This window comes from Limnohabitans sp., from assembly GCF_040401495.1.
Lineage (GTDB): Bacteria > Pseudomonadota > Gammaproteobacteria > Burkholderiales > Burkholderiaceae_C > Limnohabitans.
In genome coordinates this window covers 20,718-44,704 of record NZ_JBBAOI010000011.1, presented here as the reverse complement: position 1 = coordinate 44,704, position 23,987 = coordinate 20,718, and the positions used below count along the sequence as shown (strand labels likewise).

Here is a 23,987-nt window from a genome sequence, read left to right as displayed (position 1 = left end):
TGAATTAATGGGGGTCAGATCCCAATTATCTGTCAATCGCGCACATCGGCCACGACGTTGTTGCCAAAATCCCCCCGCGCCAAAAAGGCCAACACCCTTGCGGCTGCGTCGGCGGGTGAGGTGAGCGAGCCGCTTTGTTTCAGTTGGATGAAATTGGCTTGGTCAGGAAAGCCTGTGGGGTTGCCAGCGCGTAAATCGGTTTGCATATCGGTGTCAATTACCCCAGGGGCGAGCGAGACAATGTGTGCGGGGTTGCTCAGCAAGGCTTCATCCAGCGCCGCGCTTCGGCTGAAATGGTCCAAGCCCGCTTTGGTGGCGCAATACACGGCGCTGGCCGCCATGGCACGTCGCCCTAAGCCAGATGAAATTTGCAATACCCGGCGCTTGGCCGACCATGCTCGGGTGGCTTGCAAGAACACCTGCGTCAGCAACATGGGTGCGGCCAAATTGATGGCCAAGGCTTGCTGCACGCTGCTGGCTGGGGCTTGCTCGATGGGGCCTAAGTGGCCAATCACCCCCGCATTGTTGATCAAACTGGTTTGGCTGAAGGTGTTGCCCTCTTGTGCCTGTAACCAAGCCCTCAGTTTGTTCGCCACGGCTTCGGGTTGCGCCAAATCGGCTTGCCATTGGATCAGCGTGGTGCCATTCTTTTTCGCCAACAGCTCCAAAGCGTCCGAGCTGCCACGCGAAATGCACAGCAAGGTGTGCTGGGGTGTGCACAGTTGCTCGGCCATGGCCAAGCCCATACCGCGTGAAGCGCCAGTGAGGATGGTGAGTTGTGTCATAGGTGAGTTGCTTTCGAAACAATTGGGATCTGACCCCAATTAACAGGTAATTGGAATCTGACCCCGATTAACTGTCTGGGATGGGTGAAGGCAAGTGTATGGGCGTGCAGCATGAGGCGGGGGCTGCGGGCTTGCACGGCGGCAGGCGCGTACAAGGCGTCGCCCCAAATGGAGTGACCGATGGCTTGCAAGTGCACCCGCAGCTGATGGGTGCGACCAGTCAGGGGTTGCAGTTCCAGCAAAGAGGCAGTCTCCTCAGCATGGTGAGCGACACAGCGCCAACGTGTTTGGCTGGCTTGTCCGTCGGGGCTGATGATGCGTAAAGGGCGTCTGTCCCAATCGGCTTGAATGGGTAAATCGATGGTCTGCCAATCTTCTTGCAAAGGCCTCACACCCTCCACCCAAGCAAGATAGGTTTTTTCCACTTGCCGCGCTTCAAACGCCATGCTCAGTTGACGCTGCGTTTCGGGGTTAAGCGCAAACAGCATCAGCCCCGAGGTAGCTTGGTCAAGGCGATGCACCACCAAAGCTTGCGGGTAGCGTTGCTGCACCCGCGCCAGCAAACAATCTTGTTTATCAGGCCCACGCCCTGGCACACTCAGCCAGCCCGCAGGTTTGTCGACCACGAGCAGGTCTTCATCTGCGTGAAGGCACTGCCAAGCGCTCAAGTCTGCCATTGCGCCAAGGCGGTGAGCACATCGGCCATCACTGAGTCGCTGTCGCAAGTCACCACTTGCCGCTGTGGCATGCCACGCAACCACGTCAGTTGCCGTTTAGCCAGTTGTCGGCTGGCTGCAATGCCACGCTCTCGCATCTGCCGCAAGGCGTCAGCTTGGGGCATGCCATCTTCAATGGCATTCAAAGCCTCCCACACTTGGCGGTAACCCACACAACGCATGGAGGGTAAGTCGGCTTGCATATCGCTACGGCTTCGCAAGGCTTTCACCTCGTCGACCAAGCCTTGCTCCAGCATGCCGTCAAAACGTTGCGCAATGCGTTCATGCAGCAATTTGCGGTCGTGAGGTTCCAAGGACAGCAAAGCAATACGCGGCCCCGCCACCCGTGTCGCCCCAAAGAAAGACGACAAAGGCTTGCCCGTGATGCGCCACACCTCCAAGGCCCTGGCGATGCGTTGCGCGTCGTTGGGTGGCAGACGTTGCGCAGTGGGTGGGTCGACCAAAGCCAACTCGGCGTGCAGCGCAGGCCAGCCTTTGTCATGCGCATCCTCCTCAATGTCAGCGCGTATCTCGGGGTTAGCCAAAGGCAGGTCGTCTAGGCCATCGATCAAAGCTTTCACATACAACATGGTGCCACCCACCAACAGCGGCAATTTGCCTCTGCCGCGTATATCGGCAATCAAGGCAGTGGCCTCTCGTGCGAAGTCGGCAGCGCTGTAGCTTTGCATGGGGTCGCGTATGTCAATCAGGTGATGCGTCACCGCTTTGCGCTCGGCAAGCGTGGGTTTGGCTGTGCCAATGTCCATGCCTTGGTAGACCAAAGCCGAATCGACGCTGATGATTTCAAGCGGCCACTTTGCCGCTAATGCCAAGGCCACGGCGGTCTTGCCGCTGGCGGTGGGTCCGACCAGCGCCAAGGCGTCCCAAGCGGGAAATAACTCAGTCGGTTTGGACGGGATCACCATGCCACTGCACCAAGGTCCACGCGGTCAAAGCCAGTACGGTGCCCCAAAAAGCGATGCCGTGCGCCAGCGGAAACAAGCTGCCGTCAATGCTGTGACTCAGCCACAAGCCTGTGCCAAACGCTGCCACCATCATCAAAAAACCATTCATCGCCGAGGCAGCACCTGCTGACAAGGGGAAGGGACCGACAGCGCCACTTTGCCCAATCGGTTGATGCACCCCGTGGGCCAGCACCATGGGGTACATGCTCAGCACCAAGCCTATGGCCGTGGGCTCTCCCCCATAGACCATCCAACACAAGGACAGGCCACTGCCCAAGCTGAACAGTCCTGCCAAGGCGATGGTTTTGCGCATACCGATGTGGCGCAGCAAAAACCGACACACGACAGTGCCGGTGATGTAGACCACCGACATCGACGCCAATATCCAACCCAGTTGCAAGCCTGTCAGGTGCAGCACCTGAATGAAGATGAAAGATGAGCTGGCAAGGTAGGTGAACAAAGCGCCATAAGCCGCCAAAGACAAAAGCGCAAACGCACGGAAGGTAGGGTTACGCAACACCTCGCCCCATATACGCAGCATGGTGGGCAGGTGCAGGGCATTCGGGTTGCGTGTGGTGATGGTTTCTTTGAAACGCCACGCCACCAAGCCCATGGTGAACAAGGCGTAGGTCACCACCGTCATCATCGCCACACGCCAGCCCCAGTGCTGGCTGAGAAAGCCGCCCAAGGGCGGGCTGGTGCAAGCCATCAAACCCAAACCTGTCATGGCCTTGGACATGACTTTGGCGCCGTGCAAAGGGGTGTACAGGTCGCGCACCACCGCCCTTGCACTCGTGATGACCGCGCCCATGGCCGCACCTTGCAACACCCGCCACGCCACCAACACCTCGATGCTGGGGCTGATCACACACCCCACCGCCGCCACGGTGTACACCACCAAGCCAGTGAGCATGATGGGGCGACGCCCCACTTTGTCCGAAAAAGGTCCCCAAAACAGTTGTGAAATGCCAAACGCCAACAGCAAGCCGCTGAGGGTGTACTGCACCATGCCCACACTGGCCTGCAAGTCCAACGCCAAGCCTGGCAAGCCAGGTAAATACAAGTCGGTGGAGACGGGTTGCAAACCAATCGACAAGGACAACAACAAAATCACCAAATTGGGATGCATCAACGTCCTCTTAAAAACAAACTGTCCAAGTCGCGCATCCCCAGTTGTCGCCACGTGGGTCTGCCGTGGTTGCATTGGTCGGCTCGTTCCGTGATTTCCATTTGCCGCAGCAAGGCGTTCATCTCTTGCAAGGTGAGTTGGCGGTTGGCACGTACCGCGCCGTGGCAAGCCATGGCGGCCAACACATCGTCACGGGCGCGTTGCAAGACGTTGTGGGCATCGTGTTGGGCCAACTCTGCCAACACATTACGCGCCAAGGCCACCGCATCTCCTTGGGCTAAAGAGGCGGGCACACTTCGCACCACCAACGACTGGGCACTTAAAGCTTCTATGGCCAAGCCCAGTTCTGACAGCGTGGCGGCGTGGGTTTCTACAGTGGCCATTTCTTCGTGTGTGGCTGCAAACGATGCAGGAATCAACAGCGCTTGGGCTTGCATTTGGTGCTGCGCCAGCTGGTATTTCAAGCGTTCGTAAACAATGCGCTCGTGGGCTGCGTGCATATCCACCACCACCAAACCTTGGGCGTTCTCGGCCAAGATGTACACGCCTTGCAACTGCGCCAAGGCCTTGCCCAAAGGCCATTCGCCCTCAGGCAATGGCGTGAATTCAGCGCTTGCGCTTTGCGTATGTAAAGCGGTGGGTTGCCACAGTTGCGCCAAATCATTCACCATGTGGCCATGCGTGGGCGCTCGCCACGGCAGGGCGCTTTGGTTGATGGCACCTGTGTGCGACGCCAAAGCGCTGCCAGTACTCATCGCCTGGCCTGCGCGGGAGACCGACAAGGCTTGGGTCAAAGCGTGTTGCACCGCTTGGTGAGCTTCACGGCTGTCGCGAAACCGCACCTCGATTTTGGTGGGATGAACATTCACATCCACCCTTGTTGGATCGATGGACAGGTACAGCGCATACACCGGTTGGCGCTGGCCGTGCAACACATCTTCGTAAGCGCTGCGAGCGGCGTGGCCCAGTACCCGGTCACGCACATAGCGGCCGTTTACATAGGAAAATTGGTGGTCAGCCCTAGACCTTGCTGCGTCGGGTAAACCAGCTCGCCCAAGTACCCGCATACCTGCATGGACATGGTCAACCGCTACCGAGGCCTGTACAAATTCTTCGCCCAACACATCGGACAAACGTGCGTTCAAAGCGTTGTCATGCGTGTGGGCTCGCCACTGCGCCACCAGTTTGCCGTCATGCCACAAAGCAAAACCCACGTCTGGGCGAGCCAAGGCGTGGCGGCGCAGAGACTCCAAGCAATGCGCCAGTTCGGTGGCGGTGGACTTTAAAAATTTACGCCTGGCCGGTGTGCTGAAAAACAGTTCTTTCACTTCGACGGTGGTGCCCACGCTGCGAGCGGCAGGGCGCAACTCGCCGCTGCGGGCATCGAGCTGCATGGCGTGATCTTGATCGGCGGTAAGAGAGGTGAGAGAGAGTTCACTGACAGCGGCAATGGCCGCCAATGCCTCGCCACGAAAACCCATGGTGGCCACCGATTCGAGGTCGTGCAAATTGCTGATCTTGCTGGTGGCGTGGCGGCGCAAAGCCAGCGGCATGTCGGCGGTTAGCAAACCCACGCCATCGTCTTCCACGCTGATAAGACGCACACCACCTTCGACCAAACGCACCACCACTTGAGTCGCACCTGCGTCCAAAGCGTTGTCCACCAATTCACGCACCACCGACGCAGGCCTCTCGACCACTTCACCGGCGGCAATTTGGCTGATCAGTTCATCGGGGAGTTCGCGGATGGGTCGTCGCGCAGAGGAGGGGGCATTCACGCGCCTGATTCTAAAGGGGTGCTCTGCCAGTGATAATCCCAGCCATGGACACCTTAAGTTTGCTGATGGATTTCGTGCTGCACATTGACCGCTACCTAGAGGCGTTTGTGCAAGCCTATGGCGTGTGGGTCTATGCAATCTTGTTTTTGGTGGTGTTTGTCGAGACCGGTTTGGTGGTTATGCCGTTTTTGCCGGGCGACTCTTTGCTGTTTGTGGTGGGTGCGTTGGCCGGCGCCGAGTTGCTGAGTTTGCCGTTGGTTCTGGGTTTGTTGACGGCTGCAGCCATCATGGGTGATCAATGCAATTTCTTGATTGGGAGGCACTTTGGGCAGCGACTGCTCAACGCTAACACGCGTTGGTTTAACCGCCAAGCCTACGACCAAGCCCATGCCTTTTACGAACGTTACGGCAGCATCACCATCGTGTTGGCCCGTTTTCTTCCATTCATTCGCACCTTTGCGCCGTTTGTCGCGGGTGTAGCGAATATGGACAGGCGGCGCTTTACGCTCTTTAATTTCTTGGGTGCCTTTATCTGGGTTTGGGGTATTTGTATTGTGGGTTATTTTTTTGGCAACATTGAATGGGTCAAAGCGAATTTGGACAAGATCATTTGGGCCATGATTTTGATACCTGGCTTGATGGCCGTTTGGGGCGCTTGGCGGGCGCAGCGCTAAAGCGCTACGGCGGCTTGCCATGGCAGCTAAGCAGAGCGGTTACGTGCCAGCGGTGGGTTGCGTAAAAAGTAGTTTTCAATCCCGCGCATCAAGGCGTCGGCCAATTGGTTTTGGTAAGCGGGGTTAATCAGCAAAGCCTCTTCTTCTGGGTTGCTGATGAACGCAGTTTCTACCAACAAACTGGGAATATCGGGTGCTTTCAACACCGCAAACCCTGCTTGTTCCACCTGCGGCTTGTGCAATTTACCCACACGGCGAATTTGCCCCAACATTTCGTTGCCCAGTTTCAAACTGTCATTGATTTGCGCGGTGGTGCTCATGTCTAGCAAAGCGCGTTGCACATGCTGGTCTTGCACTTTGATGTTCAAACCGCCAATGGCGTCAGCGCCGTTTTCCTTGTTGGCCATCCACCGCGCCGCCGCGCTAGACGCCGCGCCTTGGCTCAGCGCAAACACACTGGCTCCGCGGGCTTGTGGCGTGAAAAATGCGTCGGCATGCAAACTGATGAATAAATCGGCTTGCACTTTTTGCGCTTTTTGCACTCGCACATGCAGGGGTAAAAAGAAGTCGGCGTCGCGGGTTAAAAAAGCGCGCAGCGGCAAATCTCCGCGTTTGGTTTTCAACACTGTTTTGTTGATGCGCTCTTGCAAAAGTTGAGCAATTTGCAGCACCACATCTTTTTCGCGTGTACCGTTAGGGCCAATCGCGCCAGGGTCTTCGCCGCCGTGACCTGGGTCCAGGGCCACCACGGCAAACCGGTCGGTTTTGTCAGCGGGTTTTTCATTCATCGCTGGCGCAACGGTGGGTGGTGCAACGGGCAGGGGTTGCGACGGTGGGCTAGGCGAAAACCCTGTTGGTGGTTTTTGGTGGCTGGCAATCATCTCGCCCAAAGCGTCTTTGCCAGATGCAGGCTTGTCACCCATCAAGCGTTCGGCGATCAAAGCCTCCAAGGGGTCTGCTTCTTGGCTGGGGTAGAGGTCTAACACCAATCGGTGTTGAAAACTCGATTGCCCCGCTTGAACAGGCGCCAAGGTAAACACCTGCGGTTTGGCTGGTTGGCGCAATTCCAGCACCAGTCGCACCGTGGTGGGGTTGAATTGGCCAATGCGCACGCCGGTAATAAAGGGGTCGTCGTTGCGTACCTTGCCCACCAAATCGCGTAAAGCGGCATTCAACTCAATGCCCTCAATGTCCACCGCCAAGCGCGGCGGGTTAGCCACAAAGGTGTGGGTGACTTTAAGCAAGGTGTCGGACTCGATGGTCACTCGGGTGTATTGCACCGCAGGCCACACCCGCACTGCCAAAATACTGGCCCCCCATGCCAGCTGCGCCCGACCCAACAGCAAAATCATGCCACTGGCTTGCAGAAGCTGTCGGCGTTGGCGCTTGTATTTATTCATGCGGTTAAATCTTCACCCAATTCGCTGTGGGCACATAAGCGCACATCACGGCTGCCATCGGTGTTGACGCTGAAATGGATGTCCAAGTCGGCGGGAGGCACAAAGCCTTGGGCTTTGTCTGGCCACTCGCAAATCTTCAAGCCAACGCTTGCAAACATGTCTCTGAAACCGGCGTCTTCCCATTCACGCGGATCGTTGAAGCGGTAAAAATCGAAGTGCCAAATGCAGATGTTTTTGCCATTCGCGGTTACTTCATAGGGCTCCACCACCGCATAGGTAGGGCTTTTGATGCGGTCATTCACACCCAAGGCCTGAAGCAGGTACCGCGTGAAGGTGGTTTTGCCGGCTCCCAAGTCGCCGTGCAGACACACCAAGGCATCCGCCAAGGCAGGGCATAAAGCCAAGCGCTGGGCAAAGGCCGCGCAAGCTTGCTCGTCGGGCCAGTGCAGGGTTTTTACAATCGGCATTTCGTTCAAAAGGTTTTCGTGTCCATCAATCAATCGGCATTGCTCGCTCAACTGCAAGAATGGGGTTCGCAACTTGGATTCTCCCAAATTGGCGTAGCCCCCGTGGACTTGCAGGATGCCGAGCCTGGATTGCTGGCTTGGTTGGCCCTTGGACACCATGGCGATATGGCTTATATGGCCCGCCACGGCCTAACCCGCGCCAGACCCGCCGAGTTGGTCCCTGGTACCTTGAGCGTCATCACCGCCCGCATGGACTACCTTCCTCAAAAGAGCGATGCTTACTCAGTGGACTGGATTGACCACGAAATGCAGCGCTTGCAGCAACCTATGCAAGCCGCGGTGTCGGTCTACGCCCGAGGGCGGGACTACCACAAGGTAATGCGCCAACGTTTGCAGCAACTCGCTGAGAAACTGCAAGCATATGCAGGCACTTTGGGTTTTCGCGTGTTCACAGACTCCGCGCCGGTGTTGGAGGCCGAGTTGGCGGTGCGCAGCGGACTTGGCTGGCGTGGCAAGCACACCTTGGTGTTGCAACGCGATGCGGGTTCGTTTTTTTTCTTGGGTGAAATTTTTGTTGATATCGCACTAGAGCCAACCGCTGTTCAATCCGAGCATTGCGGCACTTGCAGCGCCTGTATCAGCGCATGTCCTACCCAAGCCATCACCGCGCCCTACCGATTGGATGCCAGGCGCTGTATCTCTTACCTGACCATTGAGCACGAGGGCAGCATCCCTTTAGAGCTTCGCCCCCTGATGGGCAACCGCATCTATGGCTGCGATGACTGTCAATTGGTCTGCCCTTGGAACAAATTCGCCAAGCGCTCGCCTTTGCCCGACTTTGACGAGCGACACGGTTTGGGTGCATCTTCCTTGTTGCAATTGCTTCAATGGGATGAAGACAGCTTCTTGCGAATGACAGAGGGCAGCGCCATACGTCGCATTGGCCACACACGCTGGCTGCGCAATTTGGCAGTAGCTGCAGGCAATGCTTTGCGCCAAACCTTGCCCGAGACTGACGCAAACGCTTTGCGCCAAGCCTTGCAGCGTTGGCAAGACCATCCCAGCGAGGTGGTGCGGGAGCACATCGTTTGGGCGCTTTCGTCATTGCGAGCTCGCAATGACGGATAGTCAGTAAGCCGTAAGTAATGAGGGCTTTTTGACTGGGTTTTGATTTAAATCAAGTGGCTTGCACGCATACCGCTTTAGCCTCGGGGCTATGAATGCAGTTTATGGCTTACTAGACGATCCCAAGCGCTGGGGAACCTTCAGTTCTTTGCTTAAATCCGACGTATCGGACGACCATTTGTGGCAATCGCAGGTAGTCATTGAAGGCATGACTTGCGGCGCTTGTGCCTTGAATGTGGAGTCTGCCTTGCGGGCTGTGCCTGGCGTTAAGTCAGCACAAGTCAATGGTGCAACTCACCGCGCCAATATTGTGTGGTCCGACGTTGAGGTTCAACCCTCGCAATGGTTCAGCGCTGTTGATTCAGCCGGTTATCACGCTATTCCCGCGCAAGACCATGCAGCCCGTGATGCCAGTCGACTGCGACTGCGCCAAAGTTTGTGGCGTTGGGCCGTGGCTGGGTTTTGCATGATGCAAGTGATGATGTACGCCTTGCCGCCGTATTTCGCTGGCCCTGAGGGAATCACTCCCGATATGTTGTCTTTGTTGCGCTGGGCTTCATGGGTGCTGACCTTGCCGGTGATGTTTTTCTCGGCGGATGTGTTCACCAGCGCGGCTTGGCGGGATATGCGCCAAGGCCATGTCAGCATGGACTTACCCGTGGCACTGGGTTTGTGGGTGTCCTTCTTTGTCAGCACTATCGCCATGTTCGAGCCCAATGGTTTGTTCGGCGATGCGGTGTACTTCGACTCCATCACCATGTTTGTGTTTTTCTTACTCACCGGTCGCTGGTTAGAGGCACGTTTGCGTGAAAAAACTGCAGGCTCTTTAGAGTCGCTGATCAACCGTTTGCCCGACAGTGTGCGCCGTCTGAATGCCAATCAATCGTTTGATGTGGTTGCTACCGATGACTTGCGCATAGGCGATGTCTTGGAAGTGCGGCCCGCTGAGGTTTTTCCAGCAGACGCCAACATCCTGCAGGGCGAGACCTTGGTGGAAGAGGCTTTGCTCACTGGTGAATCCAAACCTTTGCGCCGAAGCATGGGGGAGTCTGTGATGGCGGGTTCGCATAACGTAAGCCAAACCGTGCGTGTGCTGGTCACGCAAGTGGGTGCATCAACGCGGTTTGCACAAATCGTCGACTTGATGCAAAGCGCCTCTTTGCACAAACCCCGCTTGGCCATCTTGGCCGACCGTATCGCCAAACCTTTTTTGCTAGCCGTGCTGTTTGCCGCCGTTTTGAGCGCTTGGTTGGCGTGGGCTGTGTCCCCCTCGCATGCTTTGATGGTGGCTGTGTCGGTCTTCATCGTCACTTGTCCTTGTGCCTTGACCTTGGCTACCCCTGCGGCCATGTTGTCGGCGGCGGGCACCTTGGCCAGACAAGGCGTGCTGTTACGCGACGTTCAAACGCTGGAAACCTTGGCGCAGGTGGATACCGTGGTGTTCGATAAAACCGGCACCCTGACCAGCGACCGCCTCGAGTTGCAAGCTCTGTACACCGCCGAGGGCGTGATGTGTTCCAACGATGTGGGCACCACCGCCAGCCGCCACCTTGTCGCCTTGGCTGCCAGCATGGCGCAACATTCTTGGCATCCTTATTCTCGAGCCGTGGTTCAGTTGCTCAAAGACACGCCTTTTGTGCAGGGGCTGAGCGGTGTGAAAGAGACCATGGGGCAGGGTTTGTCTGCCAATTGGCTCAGTGCTGACGACCAATGTCAAGCCCAGTCTTTGCGCTTGGGTTCACTTGTCTTTTGTCAAAACTGGTTTGGTCATTGCGATATCCCAGCTTTAGCTGCACAAAACGCCCAAGTGCATTTATGCAGTAACCAGGGATGGTTGGCATCTTTTGCCTTTCGCGAGGAACTGCGCCCCGAGGCTTTAGAAACTGTACAAGCTTTACAAGCACAGGGCTTGGAGGTTTTTTTGATGTCCGGCGACAAAGTCAAAGCGGTCCAAACCATTGCCCAGCGCTTGCGCATCCCAGAGGGCAACTTCGTTGCTGAATGCAAACCTCAAGAAAAACTCCATCGCGTCCAAGCCTTGCAGGCCTTGGGTCGGCGTGTTGCCATGGTGGGCGACGGCTTCAACGATATGCCGGTTCTTGCGGGTGCGCATGTGTCTTTCGCTTTTGGTGAAGCGGTTCCACTTGCCCGTGCTCGCTCAGATGTGGTGGTGCAAGGCCAGCATTTGCGTGCCATTGCTCAAACCCTTGGGTTAGCCAAACGCACACGCAATGTGGTGATGCACAACTTGGTCTGGGCCGCTCTTTATAACGCGGTCTGCGTGCCTTTGGCCTTCATGGGTTACCTACCTCCATGGCTTGCAGGACTGGGCATGGCGCTCAGCTCTGTTGTCGTGGTGGCGTATTCCTTGCAACTGGCCCAGCCCTTACGCTGGTCTGTACAGACCGCGAAAGCCTGAGATGGAAATTTTATTTTTACTCATTCCCTTGTCCGTTGTGCTGGTGCTGATGATTTTGATTGGCCTGTGGTGGGCCATCGACAAAGGACAGTTTGAGCAACTAGAGGGCGAGGGTGAACGCATCCTGCGCCATGAATGAATTGAAAAGTAGAAAGGTCATCCATGAATTCCATCACTGAAAGCACCTACAGCGATACGGCCGTGCGCCAGTTCACCCTGATGACGGTGGTCTGGGGTGTGGTCGGTATGTTGGTAGGCTTGATCATTGCCGCGCAACTGGCGTGGCCGGAGTTGAACTTCGGCATCCCTTGGCTTAGTTACGGCAGACTGCGTCCCTTGCACACCAACGCAGTTATTTTTGCGTTCGGCGGTTGCGCTTTATTTGCCACCAGTTACTACGTGGTACAGCGAACAGGACAGACTCGGTTGTTCGCACCTAAGTTAGCAGCATTCACCTTTTGGGGTTGGCAAGCGGTCATCGTGGCTGCTGCCATCAGCTTGCCCTTGGGCTACACCAGCGGCAAAGAATATGCTGAACTCGAATGGCCGATTGATATCTTGATTACCTTGGTATGGGTGTCTTACGCCGTTGTGTTTTTTGGCACCATCGTCAAACGCAAAGTCAGCCATATCTATGTGGCCAACTGGTTTTATGGCGCATTTATTCTCACCGTGGCAGTGCTGCACTTGGTCAACAGTGCGGCAGTTCCTGCGGGGTGGATGAAGTCGTATTCGGCCTATGCGGGAGTGCAAGACGCCATGGTGCAGTGGTGGTATGGCCACAATGCCGTGGGCTTTTTCCTCACTGCTGGTTTCTTAGGAATGATGTATTACTTCATCCCCAAGCAAGCCGAGCGCCCTGTGTACTCCTACCGTTTGTCGATTGTTCACTTCTGGGCCTTGATCTTCACCTATATGTGGGCGGGCCCCCATCATTTGCATTACACCGCTCTGCCAGACTGGACACAGTCATTGGGCATGGTGTTCTCACTTATTTTGTTGGCACCCAGTTGGGGCGGCATGATCAACGGCATCATGACTTTGTCTGGCGCTTGGCACAAATTGCGTGACGACCCAGTGCTGCGATTCATGATCGTGTCCTTATCGTTCTACGGCATGAGCACCTTTGAAGGCCCCATGATGTCGATCAAGACAGTCAACGCCTTGAGCCATTACACCGATTGGACTGTGGGTCATGTGCATTCGGGCGCCTTGGGTTGGGTGGGTTTGGTCTCCATGGGCGCTGTTTACTTCTTGGTGCCCCGTTTGTTTGGTCAGAAAAAAATGCACAGCGTGCCAGCCATCGAGTTGCATTTTTGGACCGCCACCATCGGCATCGTTCTCTACATCAGCGCCATGTGGATTGCCGGTGTGATGCAAGGCCTGATGTGGCGTGCCATCAACGAAGACGGAACGCTCACCTACACCTTTGTGGAAAGTGTCAAAGCCACCTATCCCTACTATGTGGTGAGGGTCGTGGGTGGAGCGCTGTATTTCTTTGGAATGCTGGTGATGTTGTGGAACGTGATGATGACCGCTGTCAAAGGCAAGGTCATCGCCATCCCTGTACCCGCTGTAGTGGCCCACGCCTAAGGAGTGAAGAATGTCTGATCAAAAACCCCAAGGCTTTAGCCACGAAAAAATTGAAACCCACAGCTTTTTGATGGTGGTACTGATTGTGCTGGTCATCGCTTTTGGTGGCTTGGTCGAAATCGTCCCACTCTTTTTTCAAAGCTCCACCACCCAACCACTGGAAGGTGTTAAGCCTTTGCCAGCGCTGGAATTGGCTGGACGAGACATCTACGTGCGAGAGGGTTGCTATAACTGCCATTCGCAAATGATCCGTCCCTTCCGCTCAGAAACCTTGCGTTATGGCCATTACTCGGTGGCGGGTGAGTTTGTGTATGACCATCCTTTTCAGTGGGGCAGCAAACGCACAGGTCCCGATTTGCACCGAGTCGGTGGCAAGTACAGCGATGACTGGCACCACATTCATTTGGTCAATCCGCGGGACTTGGTTCCTGAATCCAATATGCCTGCTTACCCTTGGTTAGATAAAGATGTGGTTGACGCGGATGCCTTGCCCAGCCATTTAAAAGCTTTGCGTAGGGTGGGTGTGCCCTACACAGATCAAGACATTGCTGGTGCCACAGAAGCAGTGCGTGGCAAAACAGAGTTGCAAGCTTTGACGGCTTACTTGCAAGGCCTTGGCCGCGCATTGAAATAAGGACACAGCATGGACATCACTACTTTACGCATTGCCACCACCGTGGTGGGCTTTCTCTGTTTTCTTGGCATCGTGCTATGGGTTTTTGACCGCAAAAAAAACCAACGCTTTGATGAAGCTGCTCAGTTACCTTTTTTGGATGAATAAGGATTGCCATGAGTGACTTCACAGGATCATTTTGGTCGATTTATATCGCTGTCATCAGCATTGTTGGCATTCTGGCGTGCTTGGTGTTGCTGTGGGTAACCGCTCGCAAGAAAAACACAGGATACGCTGACAACACCACCGGCCATGTCTGGGACGAGGACTTGCGCGAGATGAACAACCCCTTGCCCGTGTGGTGGGTCGGTATGTTTGTGATCACCATTATTTTTGGCTTATCGTACTTGTGGCTATACCCAGGCCTAGGCACCTACAAGGGCAGTTTGGGTTGGTCTTCCAAAGCTGAATACGACACCGAAATTTCACAAACCAACGCACAACTGGCGTCTCTTTATCAGCGTTTCGACGCCATGCCTGTCGAAGATTTGGCTTTCAATGCACAAGGCCACGCCATTGGCGAACATTTGTTCATGAACAACTGTGCGCAGTGCCACGGCTCAGACGGGCGTGGCTCCAAAGGCTTTCCCAACTTGACTGATGGTGACTGGCTTTATGGTGGCGCAACAGCGCAAATCAAACACAGCATCACCGAAGGTCGCTTGGGTCAAATGCCACCCTTGGCTGCAGCGGTGGGCAAAGCTGATGACATTCAAAATCTGGCCAACTATGTATTGAGCCTGTCTGGCAGTCCTCACGATTCTTTGAAAGCCGGTTTTGGTAAACCGAAATTTGGTGTTTGCGCCTCTTGTCACGGCATCGATGGCAAGGGAAACCAAACCGTGGGTGCGCCTAACCTCACTGATAAAACTTGGCTGCATGGCTGGGGTGAGGGTGCGATTGTGTCCATGGTGCAAAACGGCAAGGTCAACCAAATGCCCGCCCAAAAAGACCGACTGACACCATCGCAAATTCATGCCCTGACAGCCTATGTGTGGTCGCTTTCTCACCATCAAGATGCACCCATCAAACCCTGATTTTTTATATGCATCTATGCCCAAGATATACCCCCGTGCGGTGCACGGGGTATTTGCCTATTGGCGGTGGTTAGGCGTATTCATCACGCAACTGGTGTTTTACGGTTTACCTTGGTTGGAGTGGGGGCAGCGCCAAGCTGTGCTGTTTGATTTACAAACCAGACGCTTTTATGTGTTTGGCTTGGTGCTGTATCCACAAGACTTTATTTACCTGACTGGTATGCTGATCGTAGCGGCGCTGTCGCTCTTCTTGTTCACCGCCGTGGCCGGTCGTTTGTGGTGCGGCTATGCTTGTCCACAAACGGTGTACAGCGAAATATTCATGTGGATAGAGCGAAAAGTCGAAGGTGATCGAGGTGCGCGAATGCACTTGGATGAGAGTAATTTTTCTTTAGAAAAATTGGTTAAGAAGGCATACAAACATATTTTGTGGCTTGGCTTATCTATTTGGACAGGGTTCACCTTCGTTGGGTATTTCACACCGATACACAGCCTTGGCATGGAGTTCTTGCAGACACGCATGGGTTCGTGGGAAGTATTTTGGGTGTTCTTTTATGGCTTTGCCACCTATGGCAATGCGGGCTTCATGCGTGAGCAGGTATGCAAATACATGTGCCCCTACGCTCGTTTTCAAAGCGCCATGTTTGACCACGACACCTTGATCGTCACTTATGACAACGAGCGCGGAGAACCACGAGGTGCGCGTTCACGCCAAGTAGCCTTGAGCGAGTCGGGTCTGGGTGCGTGTGTCGATTGCAGCTTGTGTGTTCAAGTCTGTCCTACGGGTATCGATATACGCCAAGGTTTGCAGTACGAGTGCATTGGCTGTGGTGCATGCGCCGATGTCTGTGATGGTGTGATGAGCAAAATGGGCTACGACAAAGGCTTGGTGCGCTACACCACCCAAAACGCCTTAAATAACCATTGGGACACAGCGGCCATGCTCAAGCGGGTGTTTCGTCCTCGGGTGTTGGTCTACACCGCAATTCTTTGGACTTTGATTATTGCTTTGGGTGTCAGTCTATGGCTGCGCACACCTATGAAGGTGGATGTGTTGCGTGACCGTGGCACCTTGGCTCGCATCACGCCCGATGGCAATTTGGAAAATGTCTTCAGACTGCAAATCATGAATGCCACTGAGGTATCGCAAAACATGGTCATTCAAGTACGCGGAGCACCTGGCTTGGCGCTGACTTCCGGTGCCCATGTGGAGGTATTGCCTGCCCAATCACGTTGGGCAGTGGTGGATGTGTCATTGCCCTATGGCGCACTGCCAGCAGGCTCTCATAAAATTTGGTTCGATGTCAGCAACGCAGATGGCAGCATCGATATCACCGAAGCCTCGGTCTTCCTGGTTCCTCGTTAAGCACTTGAAGGGAAAATTCATGTCTAACCACAACACCCAAGCCCCTTGGTGGTCTTATGGCCACGTTTGGTTGGTGCTGTCTGGTCCGCTCTTGGTGGTATTGGCCAGTATTGTTTCTGCGTTTGTGGCATTTCAAGGCAATGACACCGTGATGCAGGGCAGGGACGAGAGTGAGATCGCAGCATTGCGTGCCATGCAAGCCGACCGAGATCGCAGCTTGGCCCCGGCTATTCAAGCACGTAACCATGCAGCGACACCAGCTGGCACTGCGCTTAAAAAATTGCCCTGATAGTTAATCGCAATGCGCTGCGTTGACGATCATTTTGAGGGCTTCTGGGTCCCGAATATGCAGGTTTTTTTGCTTCACTTCTACGATGCCGTCTTCCATGAATTTGGAGAAGGTGCGGCTGACAGTTTCAAGCTTCAAACCTAAATAACTGCCAATTTCTTCGCGGGTCATGCGAAGTACTAATTCTGATTGAGAGAACCCCCGAGCGTGCAGTCGTTGTGTGAGGTTAAGCAAAAAGGCTGCCACGCGCTCCTCGGCTCGCATACTGCCCAAGAGCAACATTACGCCATGATCTCGAACAATTTCTCGGCTCATGATCTTGTGCACATGGTGTTGTAGGGCGTTGATTTCGCGAGACAGTTCTTCGATACGGTCAAAAGGCATGATGCAGACCTCGGCGTCTTCTAGGGACACCGCATCGCAAGTGTGGCGGTCACTCACGATGCCATCGAGCCCCATGATTTCCCCTGCCATTTGAAAACCCGTGACTTGTTCTCGACCATCGGTGCTGCTCACGCTGGTTTTGAAGAATCCTGTGCGAATGGCATAGAGGGAGTGAAAACTGTCACCGTTTCTGAACAACTGTTCGCCACGTTTGACGCGTTTTCGTTTTTGAACAATGTTTTCTATTCGGTCGAGGTCACTGATGCTTAAGTCGACCGGCATACACAGCTCACGCAAATTGCAAGTGGAGCAGGCCGCTTTAAAAGTACGAGAGTCCATAACTTCTTATCATTTCTCTGAGTTTGCGGTGAATCTGGGTTTTCTTGATTAAGCGCAAATCGTCCAAAGGGAACTTGAGTCACATTATGAACTCTTGTCAGTATGAATCCATGACTATTTCCACTGAATTGTTACAGCGCTTCGATATTCCAGGGCCGAGGTATACCTCTTACCCGACAGCCGATCGTTTTGTTGAAGCATTTGGCGAGAGCCAATACCAAGATGCCTTGCTACAAAGAAGGCACAGTGCCCGTTCCCATGCCTTTCCACTTTCAGTGTATGTACACATCCCATTTTGTGCATCTTTATGCTACTACTGTGCTTGTAGCAAGATCATTACTCACCAATATGCCAAAGCCGTCAGTTACCTAGAGTCGCTGAGCCAAGAAGTTTCCTTGCTGTCACCTTACTTGGGTGAGGGCAACAAAGTGTCTCAACTTCATTTGGGAGGTGGCACACCAACCTATTTGCGTGACCCAGAGCTGAAGTCTCTGATGAAGATGTTGAGCGAAACTTTCAGCTGGCAAGCGGGGGGCGAGTATTCGATTGAAGTCGATCCCCGCACGGTTGACAGTCATCGTTTGGGGACGTTGAAAGAGTTGGGCTTTAACCGACTCAGCTTGGGTGTGCAAGACTTTGATCCCACTGTTCAAGAAGCTGTTCACCGCGAACAATCTTTTTTGCAAGTTGAAAACTTGATGCGACACGCGAGCACATTGGGTTTTAGCTCGGTTAATCTTGATTTGATTTATGGCCTGCCCAAGCAAACACTGCTGTCTTGGGCGCAAACCATGAAAAGCATCGTGCAGCTGCGTCCTGAACGCATCGCTTTGTATGCCTATGCGCATTTGCCTGCCCGCTTTAAACCGCAAAGGCATATCTTGGTCGAGGATATTCCCACTGCGGGTATGAAAACCGATATGTTGACCATGGCGCTGGAGCAGCTGCAAGAGGCAGGCTATGTCTATATTGGCATGGACCACTTTGCACTGCCAGAAGACGCATTGGCGATTGCCAAGCGTCAGGGGCGTTTGCATCGAAACTTTCAGGGTTACACCACCCAACCCGATTGCGACTTGATTGGCTTGGGTGTGTCCTCGATTGGCAATATCGGCGCAACTTACCAACAAAATTTCAAGTCTTTGGCTGACTACCAAGACACCTTGGCGCAAGGTCGCTTGCCTGTTGAAAGAGGCATTGCTTTGACCCGAGACGATTTGCTTAGACGGCATGTGATCATGGCCATCATGTGCCAAGGGTATCTGAGTTATGAGTCGGTCGAGTTGTCCTATTTGATCAATTTCAAGCAGTATTTCCGCGCTGAACTTGAACTCTTGGCAGATATCCAAGAGCAGGGTTTGGTGAAGTTAAATGGGGGCAACTTAGAAGTGACAGCCGATGGATGGTTTGTTGTCCGCGCTATTGCCATGGTGTTTGACCGCTACATACAACACGACAAACACCGAACGCGCTTCTCTAAAATCATCTGATGAATGTTTCTTTGTTGGCGACGACAGCCGTCATGGGCTTGGTCGGTGGACCCCATTGCTTGGTCATGTGTGGAGCCGCGTGTGTGGGCATCTCACGCTGGTCACCTCAGCCATCGTTGACGCCTGTTTTGTTTTTTCAACTTGGACGACTCATTGGCTATGCTGGCTTGGGTGCGGTTGCTGCTGCCTCCATGCAAGCCCTGGGGTGGTTGACGGTACACAGCGCAGCTTTGCGCCCTGTATGGAGCATGGTGCATATTGCTGCGACCTTGATTGGGCTGATGCTGCTCATCGGCGCGGAGCAACCTGTGTGGCTCAGCCATGCAGCCAACGGTATCTGGCACAAACTGTCTTCACCTGAGCAAAGACAAACCCTTCACCGTCATCCGTTCGGACCCTTGCTGTTAGGTTTAGTTTGGGCGTTTTTGCCTTGTGGCTTGCTTTACTCTGCGCTGTTGGTAGCCTTGCTCAGCGGCTCTGCCTTGGAAGGCGCAGCCGTGATGTCTTCTTTTGCTGGGGGTGGCGCCATCATGCTGATGTTGGCACCTTGGCTTTGGTCGCGACTTGAGAGAGCCAATATCACCAAAGTAAATGTCTCTCATGCAGGTGTTCGATTGGCTGGCTTGGCATTGGCCGTCAGCTCTGCTTGGGCTTTATGGATGGGCTTGGTAGAGCAGCAAGCGCCGTGGTGCAAGGTGACCTACTATTGATGCATATCAATATATGAAGTGCATGCTTTGCTTAAGCTCTCTCCTATGAAACATACCTTCTCGGTATGGCTGTAATTCAAGGAGATACCCATGTTCAAAACTATCATGTTGGCCACCGACGGCTCTAAGCTGTCACAAAAAGCGGTGAAAAGCGCTATCGATTTGGCATCTAAATTCAGTGCCGAATTGGTGGCTGTGAAGGTCATTCCGCGCTACGTTCAAACCTACTTTGAGGGCTCATTCACGGTGGCAGATATTGACGTCAAAAGCATAGAAGCTCAGTGGGCGGCGGGTGCTCAAGTGGTGTTGGACAAAATCGCATCAAGCGCTGCGTCCAAAGGCGTGATTGTCAAGACTTCAGTGGTCAAGTCAGACGATATTTCTGAAGGTTTGGTCAAAGCTGCTAACAAATTCAAGGCTGACCTGATCGTGATGGCTTCACACGGTCGCAAAGGCATCAAACGTGTATTGTTGGGTAGCGAAACACAAAACGTGCTCACACACTCTCAAGTGCCCGTGTTGGTGCTGCGTTAACTGTGCAAGCCGCGGTAAAGCATGTAGCTGGCGAGTAAGAAAAGCAGCAATGCAAAACCGCGCTTGAGTTTGAGCACAGGCAGTTTGTGGGCCAAACGTGCGCCCATGGGCGCCGTGACCATGGTGCATAAGCCAATCACCACCAAGCCTGGAAGCCATATGTAGCCAAAGCTCCAGTCAAGGTTGTGCGGTGCATCCCAACCACTCACCACATAGCCAAGTGCATTGGCCAAGGCAACTGGAAAACCGATGGCTGCGCTGGTCGCGACGGCTTGCCGAATGGGAATATTGCACCACGTCATGAAGGGAATACTGACAAAAGCACCACCAGCTCCTACCAAGCCTGACAAAGTGCCAATGAGCGTACCCACAGCGGTTTGCCCAAACAGGCCTGGCATTTGTCTAGAGGGTTTGGGCTTTTTATCCAAGATCATTTGGGTCGCTGAAAACGCCGTAAAGCTTGCAAAGAACAAAGCCAGCGCAGAGCCTTTCAAAACTGCAAACAACCACAGACTTGAAAAGGCACTGCCGAGCAAAATACCTGGGGCCAAACCCTTTACCAAGTCCCAACGCACCGCCCCCAGTTTGTGGTGAGCACGGGTGCTTGCAAGTGAAGTCACCACAATGGTGGACATACCGGTAGCAATTGCCATCTTGACAGCCGAGTCGGGGTCAACGCCTTGCGTGCTGAGCAAAAAAGTGATGAAAGGAATCATCATGAGAGCGCCACCGACTCCTAACATGCCCGCCAAAAACCCCGCCACCGTGCCCAAAAGCACCAAGGCTACGATCACATCAGCAAAGGACAAAACCATCAAGCCAAACCGAGCTTTTGGGCCATGCCTATGCGTTGAAGTTTGCCGGTCGCCCCTTTAGGGATTTCATCGAGAAGCAAGATTTTGCGTGGCACCTTGAAGTCAGCTACACGGGTAGCGACATAGTCGCGCAGTTCTTTTTCAGTAGCAGTTTGTCCTTCACGCAGTACAACAGCAGCACCTACTTCTTCACCCAATTTTTCATGGGGAATGCCAAAGCAGACCACTTGCGCAATCGCCGCATGGTCCATCAAAATTTCATCGATTTCACGCGGGCTGATTTTTTCGCCACCACGGTTGATGATTTCTTTCAAGCGTCCTGTGATGCTGATGTAGCCCTCGCTGTCCATCACGCCTTGGTCGCCGGTACGAAACCAACCGTTGGTGAAGTTTTCTGCATTGGCCTTGTCGTTGTTTTCATAGCCAGGGGTGACGTTGGGGCCACGAATCACAATTTCGCCAGTACTGCCAGTCGCCAGCAGTTGGCCTTCGGTGTCCATGATGGCCACTTCAGGGCCGGCTGCCAAGCCCACGGTGCCCGGTTTGCGCTTACCAGGGGGCAAAGGGTTGCAGGCCATTTGATGTGCAGCCTCTGTCATGCCATAGGCTTCAATCACCGGCGCATGAAAGGTGGCTTCAAGCTCTGCCAACACTTGGGGCGGCAAGGAAGAGGAGGAAGATCGAATAAAGCGCAAAGGTACCTTGGCAATCACCTCTTTGTTATTCGCTGAACGCGACAAGATGGCTTGGTGCATGGTGGGCACAGCCGTATACCAAGTGGGTTTGACTTCTTCCATTTGCGAGAAGAATTTCAGCGCATTGAAGCCGCTGGTGCAATGCACTTCGCCGCCTTGTGAAAGCGGGGCCAAGATGCCTGCAATTAGCCCGTGAATATGGAACAAGGGCATGACGTTTAAGCCGCGGTCGCTGGCGGTGAAGGCTGTGCTGCGGGCGATGTGCTGTGCAGAGGCACATACGTTGCGTTGTGTCAGCGGAACAATTTTGGGGCGTGAGGTGGTGCCAGAGGTATGCAGTACCAAAGCCACATCATCGGCTTGTGCCATGCCTGAATTGGCCGCAGTTGCAAGTTGGCGAGAAGATGCGTCTAGTGTGAAAGATCCTGCACCAAGAGACGGTGTCGGTAGGACATACACAATTGACACGCCCAACTTTTCTGCGACCGCTACGGCAGGGGATGTGGAGCCCTTCTCAACCATCAGCGCTTTGGCGTTCAAATCGTTCAGGTAAAACTCGAATTCATCAGAACGGTATGACGGGTTAAGCGGCGCAGAGGTGGAGCAAGCGGCCACCGCCACAAACGCAGCAGCCATTTCTGCGCCATTGGGCAACACAATCGCTACGCGGTCGTTGCGTCCAATGCCGACTGCATTGAGTGCCTCTTGCACATGGGTGCTTAAGTTGCGTAATCCTTGGTAAGTCAAAGGTGCAGCGCCCGAAGCGCTTAAACACACGGCATTCGCTTGGCCTTGAGCCATCCATTCTTCAAGGGTTTGCATCTCTGTCCTTTAAGTTTTTAATTTCAATCCGTGCTGGCTATGCAAAACGCTTTGCTCTAGCAAGCGAGTCAGGCTGTAAACCGTCTCAAGCGTAGGTGTAGGTAGTGCGACTACGCGGCCCAGTTCAATCACCCCACCCAAAATCGCATCCAGTTCTAGGGCTTTGCCTTGCTCAATGTCTTGCAGCATAGAAGTCTTGTGAGCACCCACAGCTTGTGCGCCTGCAATGCGCTTTTCAATGCTGATCTTGAACTGTGCGCCGGTTTTTTCACCCACAGCTTGGGCCTCTTGCATCATTTGACTGGCCAGTGTGTGGCTAAGCGGATGCAAGGCAATTTGTTCGAGTGTGGCGTGGGTTAAAGCCGAGATGGGGTTAAAGCACAGGTTTCCCCACAACTTCACCCACAGCTCACTGCGGATATCTGCCGACACCGGCACTTTGAAACCAGCACCAATCATGGCTTGCGCCAACAGAGTGACCCGCTCGGACTTCTCACCGCTGGGCTCCCCCAAGGTGAATCGGTTGCCTTCAATCAGCTTGACCACACCTGGGGCAATCAACTCTGCGGCAGGGTAGACCACTGCACCGATTACACGTTCGGGTTTGAGATGCTGCCAAAGCATTCCATCGGGGTCTAGTGTCTTGAGTTGAGTGCCTTGGTAGTCACCGACAAGTTGGTGGAAGTACCACCAAGGCAAACCGTTTTGCATGGTCACCACGGCAGTGGTGTCATGGCATAAGCGGTCGATGTCTTGGGCCACTGCTGCGACTTGATGCGACTTCAGAGTTAAAAAAACATAGTCGTAAGTGTCAGCGGTATCGACGCTACAAGCTTTGACGGGGGCGACCCATTCAGTGCCGTCCTCTGTTATCAGCTTCATGCCGTGGCTTTGGATGGCGCGAAGGTTGTCGCCACGTGCGATACAAGTGACCTCGTGTCCTGCCAAGCTAAGCTTGACTGCAAGGTAGCCGCCAATGGCTCCTGCTCCAACAATGGCTATGCGTAAAGACATGACGTAAATCTAAGAGAAGTCGACATAAGAGAGATGTGTAAAAGTAAAAGTGTCTGCAAGGGCCGCCGGATCGTCATCCTGAACGAAAGGTTCAGGTGGGCGAGGTCAGAAAGGTGTTGGGTTCATCTAACGCGAGATGTTCACGCTCACCAGCCAATTTCCAAGCCCGGGGCTCCAAAGAGCATTGGTTCAAGAAATATAAAACCCGGCAGACTTGCAGACCACACCATTGTAGAAGGCTTAGAGCAAGTGACCATCATGTCCCAAAGCGGTGTCAAGGCGGTAGAGTAAGTTATTCAGATTGTGGTTGGAGGAACTGGGTTCGCTGGGCGCACCAGAGAAGTCGGACAACTCGAATGCCAAGTTCAGCGCTGCCAACACCGCAATGCGGTCACGCGCTTTGATTTTTCCAGCGTCGCGAATTTTGCACATCGCATCGTTGACACGGCGAACCGCTGCATGAAAACGCTCTTCAGCGCCCACAGGGCAACCCAATATATAGCTTTGCCCCATGATCTGAACTTCTAACTGGTTCATGCGCTGTCCTTGACTTCAAGGGGTAAGCGATCGAGCAAACCATCGATGCGACTTCGTGCAGCTTGTAAACGTGATTTGAGTGAATCGCGTTCTTGGGCAAGTGTTTCAACTTGGGCAATGAGCAGTTCGTTGGTGCGGCGCAGTTCTTCGTAACGCAACAGCAAACGTTCGACGCGCTCCAGAACGGGGTCTAGGGATGAATTTTCCGACATGGGCGCATTTTAGGGGGCT

The 23,987-nt window shown here is 54.1% G+C and carries 26 protein-coding genes; 13 read left to right on the top strand and 13 right to left on the bottom strand.

The window, feature by feature from the left end; translation table 11 throughout:
* Nucleotides 1-32: 32 nt before the first annotated feature.
* Genes AC9UEO_RS08610 through mutL form a run of 5 tightly spaced genes read right to left on the bottom strand, consistent with a single transcriptional unit; the run spans nt 33 to nt 5,373 of the window.
* Nucleotides 33-785, bottom strand: coding sequence for an SDR family NAD(P)-dependent oxidoreductase (locus AC9UEO_RS08610; RefSeq protein WP_509532177.1), 753 nt, complete (start codon nt 783-785; stop codon nt 33-35).
* Nucleotides 782-1,462, bottom strand: coding sequence for an RluA family pseudouridine synthase (locus tag AC9UEO_RS08605; RefSeq protein ID WP_509532175.1), 681 nt, complete (start codon nt 1,460-1,462; stop codon nt 782-784). The genes AC9UEO_RS08610 and AC9UEO_RS08605 overlap by 4 nt, the downstream gene beginning before the upstream one ends.
* Nucleotides 1,450-2,427 carry a tRNA (adenosine(37)-N6)-dimethylallyltransferase MiaA gene (gene miaA / locus AC9UEO_RS08600; RefSeq protein WP_509532173.1) on the bottom strand — a complete coding sequence of 326 codons (978 nt, stop codon included), beginning with the start codon at nt 2,425-2,427 and terminating at the stop codon, nt 1,450-1,452. Before miaA ends, AC9UEO_RS08605 begins: the two co-directional genes overlap by 13 nt.
* Nucleotides 2,402-3,595 (bottom strand): multidrug effflux MFS transporter, encoded by a 1,194-nt coding sequence (locus AC9UEO_RS08595; RefSeq protein ID WP_509532171.1) that lies wholly within the window; start codon nt 3,593-3,595, stop codon nt 2,402-2,404. Before AC9UEO_RS08595 ends, miaA begins: the two co-directional genes overlap by 26 nt.
* Nucleotides 3,595-5,373 (bottom strand): DNA mismatch repair endonuclease MutL, encoded by a 1,779-nt coding sequence (gene mutL / locus AC9UEO_RS08590; RefSeq protein WP_509532169.1) that lies wholly within the window; start codon nt 5,371-5,373, stop codon nt 3,595-3,597. Before mutL ends, AC9UEO_RS08595 begins: the two co-directional genes overlap by 1 nt.
* A 44-nt stretch (nt 5,374-5,417) precedes the next feature.
* Here mutL and AC9UEO_RS08585 point away from each other — a divergent pair, with 44 nt between their 5' ends.
* On the top strand, nt 5,418-6,047 hold the full coding sequence (locus AC9UEO_RS08585; RefSeq protein WP_509532167.1) for a VTT domain-containing protein: 630 nt from the start codon (nt 5,418-5,420) through the stop codon (nt 6,045-6,047).
* Nucleotides 6,048-6,073: 26 nt separating this feature from the next.
* Here the strand turns inward: AC9UEO_RS08585 and AC9UEO_RS08580 are convergent, their stop codons facing one another.
* Complete coding sequence (locus AC9UEO_RS08580; RefSeq protein ID WP_509532165.1) at nt 6,074-7,447, bottom strand: N-acetylmuramoyl-L-alanine amidase; 1,374 nt, start codon at nt 7,445-7,447, stop codon at nt 6,074-6,076.
* Entirely contained in the window at nt 7,444-7,914 is a 471-nt protein-coding gene (gene tsaE / locus AC9UEO_RS08575) for a tRNA (adenosine(37)-N6)-threonylcarbamoyltransferase complex ATPase subunit type 1 TsaE (protein ID WP_509532163.1), read from the bottom strand. Before tsaE ends, AC9UEO_RS08580 begins: the two co-directional genes overlap by 4 nt.
* Nucleotides 7,915-7,932: 18 nt before the next feature.
* Between tsaE and queG the strand changes: the two genes are divergently transcribed.
* The 9 genes from queG (at nt 7,933) to AC9UEO_RS08530 (ending at nt 16,416) form a co-directional block, all read left to right on the top strand.
* Entirely contained in the window at nt 7,933-9,042 is a 1,110-nt protein-coding gene (queG, locus tag AC9UEO_RS08570; protein WP_509532161.1) for a tRNA epoxyqueuosine(34) reductase QueG, read from the top strand.
* An 88-nt stretch (nt 9,043-9,130) separates the two neighbouring features.
* Nucleotides 9,131-11,458 carry a heavy metal translocating P-type ATPase gene (locus AC9UEO_RS08565; RefSeq protein ID WP_509532159.1) on the top strand — a complete coding sequence of 776 codons (2,328 nt, stop codon included), beginning with the start codon at nt 9,131-9,133 and terminating at the stop codon, nt 11,456-11,458.
* A 1-nt stretch (nt 11,459) separates the two neighbouring features.
* Nucleotides 11,460-11,597, top strand: a complete 138-nt coding sequence (gene ccoS, locus AC9UEO_RS08560; RefSeq protein WP_509532157.1) for a cbb3-type cytochrome oxidase assembly protein CcoS — start codon at nt 11,460-11,462, stop codon at nt 11,595-11,597.
* A gap of 23 nt (nt 11,598-11,620) precedes the next feature.
* Entirely contained in the window at nt 11,621-13,051 is a 1,431-nt protein-coding gene (ccoN, locus tag AC9UEO_RS08555; protein WP_509532156.1) for a cytochrome-c oxidase, cbb3-type subunit I, read from the top strand.
* Nucleotides 13,052-13,061: 10 nt separating this feature from the next.
* Nucleotides 13,062-13,685, top strand: coding sequence for a cytochrome-c oxidase, cbb3-type subunit II (gene ccoO / locus AC9UEO_RS08550; RefSeq protein WP_509532154.1), 624 nt, complete (start codon nt 13,062-13,064; stop codon nt 13,683-13,685).
* Between the two features lie 9 nt (nt 13,686-13,694).
* A complete protein-coding gene (locus AC9UEO_RS08545; protein WP_509532152.1) occupies nt 13,695-13,832 on the top strand; it encodes a cbb3-type cytochrome oxidase subunit 3 in 138 nt (45 codons plus the stop codon).
* An 8-nt stretch (nt 13,833-13,840) separates the two neighbouring features.
* The gene (gene ccoP, locus AC9UEO_RS08540; protein WP_509532150.1) at nt 13,841-14,761 is read left to right on the top strand and encodes a cytochrome-c oxidase, cbb3-type subunit III; all 921 of its coding nucleotides are present in this window, start codon (nt 13,841-13,843) and stop codon (nt 14,759-14,761) included.
* The gene (ccoG, locus tag AC9UEO_RS08535; protein WP_509532148.1) at nt 14,715-16,127 is read left to right on the top strand and encodes a cytochrome c oxidase accessory protein CcoG; all 1,413 of its coding nucleotides are present in this window, start codon (nt 14,715-14,717) and stop codon (nt 16,125-16,127) included. Before ccoP ends, ccoG begins: the two co-directional genes overlap by 47 nt.
* Nucleotides 16,128-16,146: 19 nt before the next feature.
* Nucleotides 16,147-16,416: a nitrogen fixation protein FixH gene (locus AC9UEO_RS08530; protein WP_509532146.1), complete on the top strand. Its 270-nt coding sequence runs from the start codon at nt 16,147-16,149 to the stop codon at nt 16,414-16,416.
* Between the two features lie 3 nt (nt 16,417-16,419).
* Here AC9UEO_RS08530 and fnr read toward each other — a convergent pair whose 3' ends face one another.
* On the bottom strand, nt 16,420-17,139 hold the full coding sequence (gene fnr, locus AC9UEO_RS08525; protein WP_509532144.1) for a fumarate/nitrate reduction transcriptional regulator Fnr: 720 nt from the start codon (nt 17,137-17,139) through the stop codon (nt 16,420-16,422).
* A 110-nt stretch (nt 17,140-17,249) separates the two neighbouring features.
* On the opposite strand from fnr, the gene hemN reads away from it, so the two are divergent.
* From hemN to AC9UEO_RS08510, 3 genes are all read left to right on the top strand, one after another.
* Nucleotides 17,250-18,629, top strand: coding sequence for an oxygen-independent coproporphyrinogen III oxidase (hemN, locus tag AC9UEO_RS08520; protein WP_509532142.1), 1,380 nt, complete (start codon nt 17,250-17,252; stop codon nt 18,627-18,629).
* Nucleotides 18,629-19,339, top strand: a complete 711-nt coding sequence (locus AC9UEO_RS08515; RefSeq protein WP_509532140.1) for a sulfite exporter TauE/SafE family protein — start codon at nt 18,629-18,631, stop codon at nt 19,337-19,339. The genes hemN and AC9UEO_RS08515 overlap by 1 nt, the downstream gene beginning before the upstream one ends.
* Before the next feature lie 90 nt (nt 19,340-19,429).
* The gene (locus AC9UEO_RS08510; protein WP_509532139.1) at nt 19,430-19,873 is read left to right on the top strand and encodes a universal stress protein; all 444 of its coding nucleotides are present in this window, start codon (nt 19,430-19,432) and stop codon (nt 19,871-19,873) included.
* On the opposite strand, the gene AC9UEO_RS08505 is transcribed toward AC9UEO_RS08510, so the two are convergent.
* The 5 genes from AC9UEO_RS08505 to AC9UEO_RS08485 all read right to left on the bottom strand — a co-directional run bounded on the left by AC9UEO_RS08505 (nt 19,870) and on the right by AC9UEO_RS08485 (nt 23,968).
* On the bottom strand, nt 19,870-20,688 hold the full coding sequence (locus AC9UEO_RS08505; protein ID WP_509532137.1) for a sulfite exporter TauE/SafE family protein: 819 nt from the start codon (nt 20,686-20,688) through the stop codon (nt 19,870-19,872). The two genes, AC9UEO_RS08510 and AC9UEO_RS08505, sit on opposite strands and share 4 nt — an antisense overlap.
* On the bottom strand, nt 20,688-22,205 hold the full coding sequence (locus AC9UEO_RS08500; RefSeq protein ID WP_509532135.1) for an acyl--CoA ligase: 1,518 nt from the start codon (nt 22,203-22,205) through the stop codon (nt 20,688-20,690). Before AC9UEO_RS08500 ends, AC9UEO_RS08505 begins: the two co-directional genes overlap by 1 nt.
* A gap of 9 nt (nt 22,206-22,214) precedes the next feature.
* Nucleotides 22,215-23,219 carry a 2-dehydropantoate 2-reductase gene (locus AC9UEO_RS08495; RefSeq protein ID WP_509532134.1) on the bottom strand — a complete coding sequence of 335 codons (1,005 nt, stop codon included), beginning with the start codon at nt 23,217-23,219 and terminating at the stop codon, nt 22,215-22,217.
* Between the two features lie 240 nt (nt 23,220-23,459).
* Nucleotides 23,460-23,756, bottom strand: a complete 297-nt coding sequence (locus AC9UEO_RS08490; RefSeq protein WP_509532133.1) for a cell division protein ZapA — start codon at nt 23,754-23,756, stop codon at nt 23,460-23,462.
* A complete protein-coding gene (locus tag AC9UEO_RS08485) occupies nt 23,753-23,968 on the bottom strand; it encodes a DUF904 domain-containing protein (RefSeq protein WP_509532131.1) in 216 nt (71 codons plus the stop codon). The genes AC9UEO_RS08490 and AC9UEO_RS08485 overlap by 4 nt, the downstream gene beginning before the upstream one ends.
* Nucleotides 23,969-23,987: the final 19 nt, after the last annotated feature.

Excerpts from the sequence above, each read along its gene's own strand:
- AC9UEO_RS08610 (WP_509532177.1), bottom strand. The coding sequence starts at position 785 with ATGACACAACTCACCATCCTCACTGGCGCTTCACGCGGTATGGGCTTG.
- AC9UEO_RS08605 (WP_509532175.1), bottom strand. The coding sequence starts at position 1,462 with ATGGCAGACTTGAGCGCTTGGCAGTGCCTTCACGCAGATGAAGACCTG.
- miaA (WP_509532173.1), bottom strand. The coding sequence starts at position 2,427 with ATGGTGATCCCGTCCAAACCGACTGAGTTATTTCCCGCTTGGGACGCC.
- AC9UEO_RS08595 (WP_509532171.1), bottom strand. The coding sequence starts at position 3,595 with ATGCATCCCAATTTGGTGATTTTGTTGTTGTCCTTGTCGATTGGTTTG.
- AC9UEO_RS08585 (WP_509532167.1), top strand. The coding sequence starts at position 5,418 with ATGGACACCTTAAGTTTGCTGATGGATTTCGTGCTGCACATTGACCGC.
- AC9UEO_RS08580 (WP_509532165.1), bottom strand. The coding sequence starts at position 7,447 with ATGAATAAATACAAGCGCCAACGCCGACAGCTTCTGCAAGCCAGTGGC.
- tsaE (WP_509532163.1), bottom strand. The coding sequence starts at position 7,914 with ATGCCGATTGTAAAAACCCTGCACTGGCCCGACGAGCAAGCTTGCGCG.
- AC9UEO_RS08565 (WP_509532159.1), top strand. The coding sequence starts at position 9,131 with ATGAATGCAGTTTATGGCTTACTAGACGATCCCAAGCGCTGGGGAACC.
- ccoS (WP_509532157.1), top strand. The coding sequence starts at position 11,460 with ATGGAAATTTTATTTTTACTCATTCCCTTGTCCGTTGTGCTGGTGCTG.
- ccoN (WP_509532156.1), top strand. The coding sequence starts at position 11,621 with ATGAATTCCATCACTGAAAGCACCTACAGCGATACGGCCGTGCGCCAG.
- ccoO (WP_509532154.1), top strand. The coding sequence starts at position 13,062 with ATGTCTGATCAAAAACCCCAAGGCTTTAGCCACGAAAAAATTGAAACC.
- AC9UEO_RS08545 (WP_509532152.1), top strand. The coding sequence starts at position 13,695 with ATGGACATCACTACTTTACGCATTGCCACCACCGTGGTGGGCTTTCTC.
- ccoP (WP_509532150.1), top strand. The coding sequence starts at position 13,841 with ATGAGTGACTTCACAGGATCATTTTGGTCGATTTATATCGCTGTCATC.
- ccoG (WP_509532148.1), top strand. The coding sequence starts at position 14,715 with ATGTGTGGTCGCTTTCTCACCATCAAGATGCACCCATCAAACCCTGAT.
- AC9UEO_RS08530 (WP_509532146.1), top strand. The coding sequence starts at position 16,147 with ATGTCTAACCACAACACCCAAGCCCCTTGGTGGTCTTATGGCCACGTT.
- fnr (WP_509532144.1), bottom strand. The coding sequence starts at position 17,139 with ATGGACTCTCGTACTTTTAAAGCGGCCTGCTCCACTTGCAATTTGCGT.
- hemN (WP_509532142.1), top strand. The coding sequence starts at position 17,250 with ATGACTATTTCCACTGAATTGTTACAGCGCTTCGATATTCCAGGGCCG.
- AC9UEO_RS08515 (WP_509532140.1), top strand. The coding sequence starts at position 18,629 with ATGAATGTTTCTTTGTTGGCGACGACAGCCGTCATGGGCTTGGTCGGT.
- AC9UEO_RS08510 (WP_509532139.1), top strand. The coding sequence starts at position 19,430 with ATGTTCAAAACTATCATGTTGGCCACCGACGGCTCTAAGCTGTCACAA.
- AC9UEO_RS08505 (WP_509532137.1), bottom strand. The coding sequence starts at position 20,688 with ATGGTTTTGTCCTTTGCTGATGTGATCGTAGCCTTGGTGCTTTTGGGC.
- AC9UEO_RS08500 (WP_509532135.1), bottom strand. The coding sequence starts at position 22,205 with ATGCAAACCCTTGAAGAATGGATGGCTCAAGGCCAAGCGAATGCCGTG.
- AC9UEO_RS08495 (WP_509532134.1), bottom strand. The coding sequence starts at position 23,219 with ATGTCTTTACGCATAGCCATTGTTGGAGCAGGAGCCATTGGCGGCTAC.
- AC9UEO_RS08490 (WP_509532133.1), bottom strand. The coding sequence starts at position 23,756 with ATGAACCAGTTAGAAGTTCAGATCATGGGGCAAAGCTATATATTGGGT.
- AC9UEO_RS08485 (WP_509532131.1), bottom strand. The coding sequence starts at position 23,968 with ATGTCGGAAAATTCATCCCTAGACCCCGTTCTGGAGCGCGTCGAACGT.